Raw genomic sequence first — 12,082 nt, 5'->3', positions numbered from 1 at the left:
GCGTTGTTGACCGCCGAGCCGATGCCGGAGGACTCGACCGGGACCGCGCCGAGGACGGCGGCCGTGAGCGGGGCCACCATGATCGAGAGGCCGAGACCGAACAGGATCACGGGGCCGAGGATGTCCCGCCAGTAGTCGAGCGGGGGCGTCTCGAGCGCCATCCAGGCATAGGCAAGCGCGCCAATCGCCGGGCCGAGGGCCATCGGCGCGCGCGGGCCGATGCGGGCGCCGACACGCGCGGCCGTGGGCGAGAGGAAAAGCAGGGAAAGCGTTGCGGGCAGGAGCCCGAGGCCCGCCTCGAACGCGTGCAGCCCCATGCGCTGCTGGAGGTACAGGCCCAAGACGAAGAAGCCCATTCCGAGCGCACCGTACGCCCACAGGGTCGAGACGTTGCCCGCAGCAAAATTGCGCTCCCGGAAGAGCGCGAGCGGGAGCATGGGAAACGCCGTCGTCCGCTGGCGCACAACGAACCCCGCGCCCGCCGCGACCCCGACAACGAGACATACGACGACGAGCGGGTCGTTCCAACCGCGCGCGCCCTGCTCGATGAGCCCCAGCACGAGCCCGCCTAGGCTCACGACGCCGAGCACCGCACCGAGCACGTCGAGCCGCCCCTCGAGAGTCGGGGGCGGAGCCCCTCGACGGAGCGCCCCGAGCGGGCGCCACATGAGCGCGGCCGGGATGACGTTGACGAGGAAGACGAGGCGCCACGTCGCGAGGTCGACGGCGGCCCCGCCTACGAACGGCGCGGCGACGGCGGCCGCGGACGTCCACGCCGTCCAGAGTCCGATCATCCGCGCGCGGATTGTGCCGCCGGCCGAGGCCATGATGAGCGCGAGCGCGCTCGGAGTGACCACCGCAGCGGCGGTCCCCTGGAGCACGCGTGCGACGACGAGGACCCACTCGTTCCAGGCGAGGCCGCACACCACGGACATGACGGTGAACGCGACGACGCCGATCTCGAGGACCCGTGCCCTGCCGTAGCGGTCCGCGACCGATCCCGCCGCGAGAATGAGTGCGCCGAGTGTCAGGAGATAGCCGTCCACGACCCACTGCTGGAACACGAGACCGCCGCCGAGCTCGCGCCCCATCGCCGGCAGCGCGAGGTTCACTGCGCTCGAGTCGAGGATCACGAGACAGCTCGACAGCACGGCCACGAACAGCACCCGTCGCTGCAGCGGAGTCATGTCAGCGGATTCGGCCTCGGGGAGCGTCACACGCCCATCCTGCCCGCTCGGGGCCGTGACGTCGAGCAGCCCGCGCCGCATCGGCCTCCGCTCTGGCGGTTAGCCCACGGTCTGCCGCATCGCGGCCGCGAGCGCCTTGCCCAGGACCTCGGCGCCCGCCCCGTTCGGATGAATCCCGTCCCGGGTCAGCCCCGGCACGTAGCGCGTGCCCTCACGCAGGCCCGCGGTCGCGTCCGTCCACGTCCACCCGTGGGCGAGGACGGCGGCGCGGAGCGCAGCATTGAACGCGACCGTGGCGTCCGGGGCGCCGTTGCGCGGCGGCACCGCGGACACGATCACTCGCGGCGCGCCCACGGTTTCGGCGATCCGCTCGAGGTTCGCGACGGTTTGCTCGAAGGGGACCCCGACCGCGAGATCGTTGGTGCCCGCGAGGATCACGAGAACGTCCGCGGTGACAGGCTTGACGTTCGCCGCCATGTTCGCAGTCTTCGCACCGCCCAGAGCCCAGCCGCCCGCGAACACGAGCGTCGGGGACTTCGCATAGGTGACCCATGAGAGGCCCCCGGTCCACCCTGTCGAGAAGTCAGGGCTGTCCCCCTGCGTGATGGAATCTCCCACCGCGGCGAACCTGATCACGCCGCTGTGCCCCGCCGGGGCATCCTGGTGTGCGGCCGCGGGACCCGCGAGGACCGCGAGCCATCCGAAGATCGCCATCACCAGGAGCGCAACCGCGCCCGAAATCTGCCACCGCAGCCGCCCAGTGCGCACCGCGGCATCACCCCCATAAGTTCACGTAATCCGATAGCACAGTACCGGCTGAGCGGCAGAGGCGCCCGGGCCGAAAGTCCCGTCCGCCAGGGAGGCTTTCGCCCCGGAGCTGGCCAACAGCCTGAATGTCGGGGCAGGGTGAGATGATCCAGCGGTCCGCAAGGACAACGAAACCCGGCTACGAGGAGGAGATTCCCATGTCCGATCAGCGCGAGCCAGAGTCCCAGACGGCGCCCGGGGTGCCGCTCGAGGGATCCAACCGGCCACCGGCCCCCGGCCTCATCTCCCACGGCCCCGCCGACCCTTCCCAGCAGATCGAGGTGACGGTCGTCCTCCGCCGGCGCGCCGCGCTTCCCGCACAGCCCGGCTCCGAGCCGATCACCCGAGAGGACCTCGCCGCGAACTACGGCGCCTCGGAAGCTGATGTGCTCCTCGCCACCGAGACCTTCAAGCGCCTGGGGGCGCAGGTGGTCGAGGCTGACCCAGCGTCGCGTCGTCTCCGCCTTGCCGGAACCGTCGGCCAACTCGGCGGCATCTTCGGCGCGAGCCTTGAGGAGGCAACGAGTACGGGGCCCGACGGTGCTCCCGTCCGGCACAGGCACCGCACGGGAGACCTGCGCATCCCGGCCGACTTGGCGGGAATCGTCACGGCAGTCCTCGGTCTCGACGACCGCCCGCAAGCCCGCGCGCAGTTCCGCGCGATCCCGCTCGCGGCCGCCACCACGAGCTACAGCCCGCCGGACCTCGGGAAGATCTACAGCTTCCCGGCCGGCACCGACGGGACCGGGCAAACCGTGGCTATCCTCGAACTCGGAGGCGGATTCGCCCAGGCGGACCTAGACACCTATTTCGCCGGGCTCGGCCTGAGCACGCCGACGGTCACGGCCGTCGGCATCGACGGCGCCTCCAACCAGCCGGGGCAAGATCCCCAAGGTGCCGACGGCGAAGTGCTCCTCGACATCGAGGTCGTCGGGGCGTTGGCTCCCAAGGCGTCCATCGCGGTCTACTTCGCGCCCAACACCGACGCCGGTTTCCTCGACGCGCTCGTGGGCGCATCGCATGCCTCGCCCACGCCCTCTGCCATCAGCATCAGCTGGGGTCAGAGCGAGGACGCCTGGACCGCCCAGGCCCGGACCGCGCTCGACCAGGCCCTCGCCGATGCCGCAGCCCTCGGGGTCACAGTAACCGCGGCCGCGGGCGATCGAGGCAGCACCGACGGCGCCGCCGACGGCAAGAACCACGCGGACTTCCCGGCCTCGAGCCCGCACGCCCTCGCGTGCGGAGGGACGCGTCTCGAGGCCGATCCGGCCACGGGGTCGATCGCCTCGGAGACCGTTTGGAACGATGGGCCCAACTCCGCCACGGGAGGCGGGTACAGCGACATCTTCCCAGTGCCGGCGTGGCAGAGCGCGCTGCCGCCACATGCCGCACACCCCAGGCCGAAGCCCCCGCATGCCCCGAGCGGGCGCGGCGTCCCGGACGTCAGCGCGGTCGCGGATCCGCAGACCGGGTACAGGGTGCGGGTCGACGGCGCCGACATGGTCATCGGCGGAACGAGTGCGGTCGCACCGCTCTGGGCGGCCCTCATCGCGCGACTCGCGCAGGCGACCCATCGGAGGTTCGGGCTCGCCCAGCCCCTGCTCTACTCCCTGAAGGGCGGATTCCGGGACATCACCACCGGCAACAACGGCGCCTACCACGCCGGGCCCGGCTGGGATCCCTGCACGGGCCTTGGCAGCCCCGAAGGCGCCGCCCTGTTGGGAGCCATCACCTCCGGCCACTGAGCTCCCGAGGTATCTGCTGGGCCACAACGCGTTCAATCACCGCCCAACTTCGAGGCCAGACGCGTTCTGGCAGATAAGACGGACCGAGGGCCTCTTCTCGGCCACAAGCCGTCTCGCCATCACCATCGACCCGGCCAACGGCTACCAGCCCAAAAAAGAACACCCCCGGTCCGAAGACCGGGGGTGTTACCGATGCCGCGACTCATCCGTAAAGGATGTCCCGAGACACCACAATGGTGGAGATGGGGGGAATTGAACCCCCGTCCGATGCGGCTTTGTCAGGGCTTCTCCGGGCGCAGTATGCGTCGGGATTTCTCGGCCCCAGCCATCATGCACACAAGTGGCTGACCCAGGCCCAGTCATCTAAAGTCCCAGCAGCCCCAATGACGAGGACTGCCAGCAGTGGCTATCTAAATGACGCCAGATTCCGGGACGACAGCATTCCCGGGCTGACGGACTTGTCCGCTACTTAGGCAGCGAGAGCGAAGTCAGTGCGCTTAGAGTTGGCACTTATTGGTTTGCAGAGAGCGTTGACGAGATGACTCTGCATCCTCGGCCCGCTTCACCTGTCGCGACCAACATCGTCGAAACCGATCATCCCCTATTCGGTTGTCAAACCGACCGGCATGCCTCGCGGCTTGCCGGAACAACTAGTATAGCGCGTTCGTGGGCCCCGGCATTCCCGTCGCGGCGCCACGGAGACGCCTCGCGACACCGGTCTCAATGCGGCAGCAGCCCCGATTTGCCCTTGGCTTCGAGCACCGCGAGGGCGGCGGCGTCTACCGTCCGCGCGAAGCCGGGATCGCCCTTGGCCCTGTCGACAATCCCCTGCCAGACACGGGGCACAAGGGTCTGGTTTGTGCAGAGCACCATGGTGCCGCCCGCAGCGAGGAAGTCGGCCCCGCGGTGTTCGAGGGCGAAACCCGAGAGCTGCGCGGCGTCGCACACGTCGTCGGAGATGACGATGCCGCGGAACCCGAGGTCACCGCGCAGCATGCCCTGAATGACGGTGGACGAGAACACGGCGTAGTGATTCGGATCGATCGCGGGGTACAGCGCGTTCGAGATCATCGTCCACGACGCGCCCGCACGCACCGCGTCGGCGAAGGGCGCGAGATACGGGTCGCCGCGGTTCGTCGTGGAATCCGTGACGTCGGTCCCGAAATCGGTGTTGGCCGTGACCCGGCCGAGGCCCGGGAAGTGCTTGGGCGTGGTCGCCACGCCCGCGTCCGCCAAGCCGCGCATCACGGCGAGCCCGTGATCCGACACGGACGACGGCGCGAACCCGAACTCGCGCTCATACTTCCCGATCGGCGTGTTCTGGGGCGCAAAGCTCGCAGATGGCACGGTGTCGAGGACCGGGGCGAGATCCAGGTTGACCCCGACCGACGCGAGCTCGCGCCCCCACTGGGCGGCCGCGCCGCGCAGCGCGGCGGGGTCCATGGCACCCTGCGCGAGCGCCGGAGGGATCGCCGAGAAGCCCGGACCAGTGAGGATCTGGATCTGGCCCCCCTCCTGGTCGGTCGAGATGTACTGCCCCACTCCGGCCATCGCGTCCTGCGTCGCGTGCGCCCGCACCGCCTTGACGGCGCTGCCCACGGCGCCCGCACCCGCCGTCGTCCGCCCCTTGAGGAAGACGTTGCCGATGTGAAGCCGCGTCATCGCGTCGGTGGCGGCCTGGTCCGGGCCGGCGACCGGCGAGCTGACCATCATGATCTGGCCGACGCGCTGCTCGAGGCTCATGGCACCGAGGATCTGCTGCGCGCGGCCCTGAGGATCGCTCAACGGAGCAGCGGACGACGGCGCCGACGCACCCTCGGCGGTCGGGCTCACCGCCGCGGGGTCGGCACCGGAGCCGGGGGCCGCCGTCGTCTGCGCGGGTGGCGCGGCTGGTGACGTCGCGGCGCCATCCGACACGGAACTCCCGCTCACCAGTCCGGGCGCAAAGATGAGCACCACGGCGGCGACGAGCAGAACACCCGCCGCCAAGGCGAATCTCAACTTCAGGTTTCCCTGTGGCACGATCCTCTCCCACATGCATTCCGGCCCTGGCGCCGGCGCAAGGCTCGCGCCCTCGGGTCAGCGTCGGTTGCGCGCCCTCATCTCGCGAAGGGCCTCGCGGTTGTCCTGCTTCTCGCGCAGCGCCTGGCGCTTGTCGTAGTCCCTCTTGCCTCGTGCAAGCGCGATCTCGACCTTGGCGCGGCCCTCGTTGAAGTAGACCTGCAAGGGGACCACGGTGAGGCCCTGCTCGTTCACCTTGTTCTCGATCCGCGTGAGCTCCTCGCGATGAAGCAGGAGCTTACGGCGGCGACGGGCCGAATGGTTCGTCCAGCTGCCCTGGGTGTATTCGGGGATATTGACCGCCTCGAGCCACAGCTCGCCGTTGGTGAACGTGCAGAAGCCGTCGGCCAAGGAGATGTGCCCCTCGCGGAGGGACTTCACCTCGGTGCCCATGAGAGCAATCCCAGCCTCCCACGTGTCGAGGATGTGGTAGTCGTGCCGGGCCTTGCGGTTGGTGGCTACCGCCTTCCGGCCGCTTTCCTTAGGCACGGCTCGTGCACTCCTCACTCGGGATGAATCGGGATGGGCGAGGCAGCAAAGTCCCCGGCGAACCCCAAAATTCTACCCTAACGGCTCTAGAGAAGAGTCATGGGGTCAACGGCCTTGCCGTTGAGCCACGTCTCGAAGTGCGCGTGGCACCCGGTCGAGTTACCCGTGCTGCCCGAATACGCGATGAGCTGCCCCTGAGCCACGCTCTGCCCGGCGGAGACGACCACGCTCGAGTTGTGGTAGTACACCGTGGTCAGCGAGTTCCCCTGAATCACGCCGTGCGAGATCATGACGGTCCACCCGCCACCACCCGTGGTCCACCCGCCGACTGTGACCGTGCCCGCGGCGGCGGCGTAGACGGGCGTGCCACACGGCGCGCCGAAGTCGACGCCCGTGTGCATGTAGCCACCGGTCCCGAAGAAGTCGATGGTCCCGGGCGGCGTCGCCCGCCAGCCGAAGCCGGACGTGATCGGGATGTCGTACGAGAACGGGTGCCGGAGGCCGAACGCGGACGGCGAACCGACCTGCGTCGACTGGTTCCGAGCGGCCTGCTCGGCGAGCCACTGCTCACGAAGGCGCCGGTCGCGGTCCGCGATCTGAGCCGCGATGGCGTCCTGCTGAGCCTTGACGTCGGCGATCTGCTTCTCGATCGCGGGCCGCTGGGCCTCGAGCTGCTGATTGAGCCGGTCGGTGTCCGCGACGAGCTTGTCCACGGCGGCCTTCTTCGCCGCGGCGTCGTCTCGGGCGGCCTGCTCGCGCTTGAGGGCCGCGTCCGCCTGGGCCTTGAGGTCCCGAATCTGCGCCTCGATGGCCGCGAGCCGCGCCTGGGCGTTGACGTTGGCAGCGTTCTGCTGGGACAGCCGCTCAAGCTCCGCGTTCTGGCTCCTGAGGGCCTGATCGGCGAGGTCAATGTTGTCCGTGAGACTTCCGCCGTTCGCGGAACCGAAGATGAGGCTGAGGTTGGACGGGACGCCGCCGGACTTGTAGGCCTGGGTCGCGATCTGCCCGATGAGCTTCTTGGTCTCCTCGACCTTGCCCTTGTCGTCCTCAATCTGCTGGGTGATCTTCGCCTTGTCCTGCTGTGCGGCGTCCACGCGCACGGCGAGCGCCTCCGCCTCCTTCGTGGCGGTGGCGACGCGCCCCTGAGCGTCGAGCAAAGCCTGCTGTGCCCCGGGGATCTGTGCCTTGGCGTTCGCGAGATCCGCGGCGGTCTGGGAAATCCGCCCGTCGAGGAACTCCAGCGAGCCCTGGACCTGTTGCGCCTGCTGATCGAGCTGCGACTTCTGGTTGTCCAGATCGTCCGCGCCCGCGGGACCCGACGCCGCGACGCTCAGGGCAAGGGCCAAGGCAACCGCCGCGGCCGGGCCACGGAGGCGCGCCCCGGTGGTCCTGCGGCGAAAGGACGAGCGTTTCACGGGAGCCATGTCAGACCTTCAGATAGCGGCGGAGCGTCAGCATGGACGAGACGCCCGCGAGGACGACGCCCAGCCCGATGAGCAGCGGGGAGAGCATGAGCGCCTGCGCCGGCGAGATGAACGCGGTGTCGGGATACTGCTTCGCCAGGACGTCGCCCAGGAAGAACTTCGCCACGGCCCAAAGAGTCGCCGAGGCGAGGACGGCTCCGACGACGGCGGCGATCACCCCCTCGAGCACGAACGGCAGTTGGATCACGAGTTTCGACGCGCCCACGAGGCGCATGATCCCGGTCTCGCGGCGGCGGCTGAAGGCCGAAAGCCTGATGGTGGTGCCTATCAGGAGAATGGCGCACACGATCATGACTGCAGCGATGACGATCGCCACGAACGACGCACCGTTCATGACCGAGAACAGGCGTTCAAGCAGCTGGCGCTGATCGATCACGGTCTCGACCCCTGGCCGCGACGAGAAGGTCTCACTGATGATCTGGTACTTCTCGGGATCCTTGAGGTTGATCCGGAAGGAGGACGGCAGCTGGTCAGGCGTCACGGAGTCCACGATCGGCGAGTTCGCGAACTGCTCCTTGAAGTGCTGATACGCCTCGGCCTGGGACTCGAAGTGGTAGTCGTTGACGTACTGGGCGACGGCCGGCGAATCGAGCAGCGCCTGGATCGACTTCTGCTGATCCGGCGTCACGGTGCCGCCCGCGCAGCCAGCCGCCGTCGAGCCGGGGCCGCACAGGAAGATCGCGACCTGGACCCGGTCGTACCAGTAGCCCTTCATCTGGCTGATCTGGAGCTGGAGCATGCCCGCGGCGCCCACAAACGTGAGGGACACGAACGTCACGAGGATGACCGAGACGACCATCGCGAGGTTGCGGCGCAGGCCACTCGCGATCTCTCCGAGGATGAAGGCGAGGCGCATCAGATCTCCTCCTCGCCCATGCTTGGCGATGACGCAACCCGCTGCCTGAGCCTCCCTGGCTCCGGCTCTGATTCTCGACCGGCATCTTGGCCCGGCCCCCCGCCGGGCTCCGCGCGCCGAGACGGCCGCACCGCGGGGATCATCGACGTGTAGAGAGCCTTGGCCTCGTCGCGGACGATCCGGCCGGCGCCGAGTTCGATCACGCGCTTGCGCATCGAGTTGACGATGTCGTCGTCGTGGGTGGCCATGACTACGGTGGTCCCGTTCTGGTTGATCTTGTCAAGGACCAGCATGATGCCCTGCGACGTGGTCGGGTCGAGGTTTCCGGTCGGCTCGTCGGCGAGCAGGATTCCGGGGCGATTGACGACCGCGCGGGCGATCGCGACGCGCTGCTGCTCGCCGCCCGAGAGCTCGTGGGGCATGCGGCGACCCATGCCCTCGAGCCCGACGGTCTTGAGGACCTCGGGAACGGTCTCTCGGATCACGCTGCGGTTCTTCCCGATGACCTGCATAGCAAACGCCACGTTAGCGAACACCGTCTTCTGCGGGAGGAGGCGGAAGTCCTGAAAGACCACGCCGATGCCTCGGCGCAGACGGGGAACGCGCCAGCTGGACAGCTTGGCGACGTTCTGGCCCGCGACGAAGACCGTCCCGGTGGTCGCGCGGTCTTCACGGAGCACGAGCCGTAGGAACGTGGACTTGCCGGAGCCCGACGGGCCGACGAGGAACGTGAATTCTCCGCGCTCCACTTCAATGGAGACGGAATCTAGCGCCGGACGGGCCTTTTTGTCATAGACCATCGTGACGTTGTCGAAGCGAATCATGGCACTTCCGGCCCGGCACGACGCGAGGCGTCAGGCACCCGGCGCACGGGCGGGGCTCGGGGACGGAAGGCGCCGGCTGTTTGACTATAGGCATGGGCCTCGGATTCAACCGGGTTCCACGTGCGGCGTGTCGCTTATAAGCCCCGCAAGGCCCGGCTTAGGCCTCGCCGGACTGGCGCTGCGACGCGCGCCAGCGAATCCCTGCGTCGATGAAGTCGTCGATGTCTCCGTCGAGCACCGCGGACGGGTTGCCCACCTCGTGCTCGGTGCGCAGGTCCTTCACCATCTGGTACGGGTTGAGCACATAGGAGCGCATTTGGTCGCCCCACGAGGCCTTCACATCGCCCGCGAGAGCCTTCTTCTCGGCGTCCTCCTGCTCCTTCTTGAGGAGGAGGAGCCTCGACTGGAGGACTCGCATCGCGGCCGCGCGGTTCTGGATCTGCGACTTCTCGTTCTGCATCGACACGACGATGCCGCTCGGAAGGTGCGTCAGGCGGACCGCCGAGTCGGTCGTGTTGACAGACTGGCCGCCCGGTCCCGAAGACCGGAACACGTCGACCCGGATCTCGTTGTCCGGGATCTCGACGGAGTCCGTCTGCTCGATGAGCGGGATGACTTCGACGGCCGCAAACGACGTCTGGCGGCGCCCCTGGTTGTCAAACGGGCTGATGCGCACGAGGCGGTGTGTTCCAGCCTCCACCGAGAGCGTCCCGTAGGCGAACGGGGCGTTCACCTCGAACGTCGCGGACTTGATTCCTGCCTCTTCCGCGTACGACGTGTCCATGACCTTGGTCGAATAGCCCCGGCGCTCGGCCCAGCGGAGGTACATGCGTAGGAGCATCTCGGCGAAATCGGCGGCGTCGACGCCGCCTGCGCCCGAGCGGATCGTCACCACGGCCTCGCGCTCGTCGTAGTCGCCGTTGAGGAGCGTCACCACTTCGAGTTCCTCGAGGGACTTGCGGATCAACGCAAATTCCTTCGATGCCTCGGCGAGCGAGTCGGGATCGCCCTCCTCTTCGGCGAGTTCGACGAGCACCTCGAGATCGTCGATCCGGGTGCCGAGCTTCTCGACGCGCTCGAGGTCCGCCTGACGGTGCGAGAGACGCGAGGTCACCTGCTGCGCCTTGCTGGGATCGTCCCAAAGGTCCGGAGCTCCCGCGGCCTCGCTGAGCTCGGCGATCTCGGCGCGAAGCGCTTCGACGTCGGTTACTTGCTCGATGGAGGTGTGCGTGGCGCGGAGCGCGCGGATTTCTGCGGGAAAGTCGATCTCAGCCATAACCATCCAAGGTTACGCCATCGGCTAGCGCGCAAGCCTCGCGCGCCCCGTGGAGGTCGCCTCGATCGGCACGCCCTCGGGCAGGAAGATCCCGACAAGCGGCGGGCGTGCGACGGCGGTGAGCGTGACCCTCGCGCTCCGGGCGTCGGGAGACCCAGTCGACGCGGCGACGCGAAGTCCGTCGAGCCGGGCCGATGCGCCGTCGCTCGCCAAGTAGGTGTGTACCGCGGCTCTCACGCGCTCGTCTCCGAGGGTGGCGGCCGGCGGACCCTGGCCCGCTGCGACATCTGCGAGGGCAAAGCTGTCCGCAGCGGCCTGAGCCGCGCCGTCCGCGACCGAGAGGAGGCGCTTGTGCTCGAGATAGACGGCGGACACTCCGGTGACGACACCACCCACCAGCAGACAAAGCACCACGTAGCCAACGGCCAGGACGGCAATCTGGCCAGAATCACCGGCCATCGAGCCTCGTGCACGGCGCCTCATCGAAACCGCCCGACGATCTGGGTGGCGCTCGCGCTCAAGCGCCCGGCCGTGAGCGGGCCAGGCCCAAGGTCCGGCGAGAGCGGGAGCGGAACGTGGACCGCAACAGTGACCGTGACCGCCCCGCCTGGCTCGAGGCACTGCGGCCGATCGCACGAGACGTCCAGGGTCCACGCGGTGTCCGCCACCTTGAAGTCGGCCATGGCGACCCTCACTGCCGCCTCAGCGCTCGCACGGGCCGCCGTAGAGTCAGGGGCGCGCACGAAGACCTTGGCAGCGTGATCGGCCGCGCCGGCGGCCGCATACGAAGCACCTTGCAGCATTCCCGCCGTGACCACGAAGTAGACGACCGGGACGAGCAGGAGGGCCCCGAGCATGACGAACTCGACGACAGCGCTCCCCCGATCTCCCGCCGGCCCAGACGAGGTGGGCCGAGCTGGCACGAGGCCCGACGGTGCGGAACGCGCCCACCCCGCACGCTCAGGAAAGCGGCGCATGGCCGGTCACCGTCACGAGTCCAGGCGGTCCGGCCAGGCCAACGAGCGGGAGGGGCGAGGCAACCCGGACTTCGAGGACTCGCGTCCCCGATAGGGTCGCCTCCCCGGCCGAGATGTCCGAAGCGAATTCCTCGCCGACCGTCATCGTCACGAGCTCGGCCGCGCGCCGCTCAGCGTCCTCCGCTCCGCGATCCCCGAGCGCGCCGTATCTGGCCGCCGACGCTGCCGCGTCCGTCAGGGTGTTCCGCACGTGAAGGACGAGCGTGAGCTGCACGATGGCGAGCGCGAAGACCGTGAGGAGGCCGCCGACCATGACGAACTCCGTCGGCGCCGAGCCTCCCTCGCGAAGCCGTGGCTCCAATTGCCTCGGCATCGA

At 68.8% G+C, this 12,082-nt stretch carries 12 protein-coding genes and 1 other RNA gene; 1 reads left to right on the top strand and 12 read right to left on the bottom strand.

The genetic code is table 11. The features are described 5' to 3' along the window. Together ACLN58_RS02215 and ACLN58_RS02210 are read right to left on the bottom strand one after the other, a co-directional pair. A partial coding sequence (locus ACLN58_RS02215) for an MFS transporter (RefSeq protein WP_415853643.1) occupies positions 1 to 1,268 on the bottom strand: 1,268 nt, incomplete at its 3' end. Positions 1,269 to 1,286: 18 nt separating this feature from the next. Next, positions 1,287 to 1,955 (bottom strand): SGNH/GDSL hydrolase family protein, encoded by a 669-nt coding sequence (locus tag ACLN58_RS02210; RefSeq protein WP_415853642.1) that lies wholly within the window; start codon positions 1,953 to 1,955, stop codon positions 1,287 to 1,289. 197 nt (positions 1,956 to 2,152) lie between these two features. Here ACLN58_RS02210 and ACLN58_RS02205 point away from each other — a divergent pair, with 197 nt between their 5' ends. Then, positions 2,153 to 3,739, top strand: coding sequence for a S53 family peptidase (locus tag ACLN58_RS02205; RefSeq protein ID WP_415853641.1), 1,587 nt, complete (start codon positions 2,153 to 2,155; stop codon positions 3,737 to 3,739). A 234-nt stretch (positions 3,740 to 3,973) separates the two neighbouring features. Here ACLN58_RS02205 and ssrA read toward each other — a convergent pair. The 10 genes from ssrA to ACLN58_RS02155 form a co-directional block, all read right to left on the bottom strand. Further along, positions 3,974 to 4,341, bottom strand: a transfer-messenger RNA (tmRNA) gene (gene ssrA / locus ACLN58_RS02200). Between the two features lie 118 nt (positions 4,342 to 4,459). After that, positions 4,460 to 5,740: a glycoside hydrolase family 3 N-terminal domain-containing protein gene (locus ACLN58_RS02195; RefSeq protein WP_415853640.1), complete on the bottom strand. Its 1,281-nt coding sequence runs from the start codon at positions 5,738 to 5,740 to the stop codon at positions 4,460 to 4,462. A 78-nt stretch (positions 5,741 to 5,818) separates the two neighbouring features. Continuing rightward, positions 5,819 to 6,289 carry an SsrA-binding protein SmpB gene (gene smpB, locus ACLN58_RS02190; protein ID WP_415853639.1) on the bottom strand — a complete coding sequence of 157 codons (471 nt, stop codon included), beginning with the start codon at positions 6,287 to 6,289 and terminating at the stop codon, positions 5,819 to 5,821. A gap of 86 nt (positions 6,290 to 6,375) precedes the next feature. After that, entirely contained in the window at positions 6,376 to 7,713 is a 1,338-nt protein-coding gene (locus tag ACLN58_RS02185) for a peptidoglycan DD-metalloendopeptidase family protein (RefSeq protein ID WP_415853638.1), read from the bottom strand. 1 nt (position 7,714) lies between these two features. After that, positions 7,715 to 8,629: a permease-like cell division protein FtsX gene (ftsX, locus tag ACLN58_RS02180; protein ID WP_415853637.1), complete on the bottom strand. Its 915-nt coding sequence runs from the start codon at positions 8,627 to 8,629 to the stop codon at positions 7,715 to 7,717. Then, positions 8,629 to 9,453, bottom strand: a complete 825-nt coding sequence (ftsE, locus tag ACLN58_RS02175) for a cell division ATP-binding protein FtsE (RefSeq protein WP_415853636.1) — start codon at positions 9,451 to 9,453, stop codon at positions 8,629 to 8,631. The genes ftsX and ftsE overlap by 1 nt, the downstream gene beginning before the upstream one ends. A 157-nt stretch (positions 9,454 to 9,610) precedes the next feature. Continuing rightward, on the bottom strand, positions 9,611 to 10,729 hold the full coding sequence (gene prfB / locus ACLN58_RS02170; protein WP_415853635.1) for a peptide chain release factor 2: 1,119 nt from the start codon (positions 10,727 to 10,729) through the stop codon (positions 9,611 to 9,613). Positions 10,730 to 10,753: 24 nt separating this feature from the next. After that, entirely contained in the window at positions 10,754 to 11,188 is a 435-nt protein-coding gene (locus ACLN58_RS02165) for a pilus assembly protein TadG-related protein (protein ID WP_415853634.1), read from the bottom strand. A 20-nt stretch (positions 11,189 to 11,208) separates the two neighbouring features. Then, positions 11,209 to 11,706 (bottom strand): hypothetical protein, encoded by a 498-nt coding sequence (locus ACLN58_RS02160; RefSeq protein ID WP_415853633.1) that lies wholly within the window; start codon positions 11,704 to 11,706, stop codon positions 11,209 to 11,211. Next, a complete protein-coding gene (locus ACLN58_RS02155) occupies positions 11,690 to 12,079 on the bottom strand; it encodes a TadE/TadG family type IV pilus assembly protein (protein ID WP_415853632.1) in 390 nt (129 codons plus the stop codon). The genes ACLN58_RS02160 and ACLN58_RS02155 overlap by 17 nt, the downstream gene beginning before the upstream one ends. Positions 12,080 to 12,082: the final 3 nt, after the last annotated feature.

Source organism: Sinomonas sp. G460-2, assembly GCF_047759905.1.
GTDB lineage: Bacteria > Actinomycetota > Actinomycetes > Actinomycetales > Micrococcaceae > Sinomonas.
Note: the sequence above shows the minus strand (reverse complement) of the source record. Positions and strands in the feature narration are given on the sequence as shown.